The sequence below is a fragment of the Acinetobacter sp. 102 genome, from assembly GCF_037028485.1.
In the GTDB taxonomy this organism is placed as follows: domain Bacteria; phylum Pseudomonadota; class Gammaproteobacteria; order Pseudomonadales; family Moraxellaceae; genus Acinetobacter; species Acinetobacter higginsii.
In genome coordinates this window covers 1-721 of sequence record NZ_JAZEZK010000063.1, presented here as the reverse complement: position 1 = coordinate 721, position 721 = coordinate 1, and the positions used below count along the sequence as shown (strand labels likewise).

Sequence of the window (721 nt, the reverse complement as noted above, 5' to 3'; positions counted from 1 at the left end):
ATTGCCACCTACAATATTCTTCACATTATTAGCGGTGTTGAATAATTGGCTACCATTAACTGCATCAGTCGAGGTTGAGTTCACTGCACCAGCTTTCACGTTAGTAATGGTTGTACCGCCTGCGCCCGCTAAAGTCACTTTGTCTTTGGTTGCAGGGTCATCATATTTAACCGCCGCATCGTCTAAGTTACCAAGCTTGCCATCAACTGCTGCCAATTGATCTTCAGTTGCTGCCTGACCTGATACTGCTGTGCCGTTCCAAGTCGTGTTGCTTAAGCCACCAATGGTATTGGTCGTGCCATCAATCTTAACTTTGGTTGCACCGCTACCCACATTGATTGCATCTTTAACATTCAAGGTATCGCCTAAGCCAAGTTGAACTCCGCCTGCAACTGTCGTGCTGGTGATGTTGCTGTCGCCTTTAACGTTGATATCACTACCCAAGGCATAGTTGTTCTTGCCTGTTGTGCCACCAAAGTTGATGCCTTTGTCTGTGGTTGCTTTAACGCTGGTGATCGCACCATCAATCGTGTTCGAACCTGTGCCACCAATGTTACTTGTGGTGATTGCTCCCGTCGTTGCATCAATCGTCGTTGAGCCACCAATTGCGGTCTTAACGCTGTCTGCAACACCGTGTAATTGACTGCCGTTGATTGCATCCGTCGAAGTTGAGTTCACCGCACCAGCTTTAACATTGGTAATGGTGGTGCCACCTGCGCCC

1 pseudogene is annotated in these 721 nt (G+C 48.1%); it reads right to left on the bottom strand.

Annotated features, from left to right (window positions below):
* Nucleotides 1–721 (bottom strand): annotated as a pseudogene (locus WA352_RS21730) (YadA-like family protein); the annotation flags it as partial.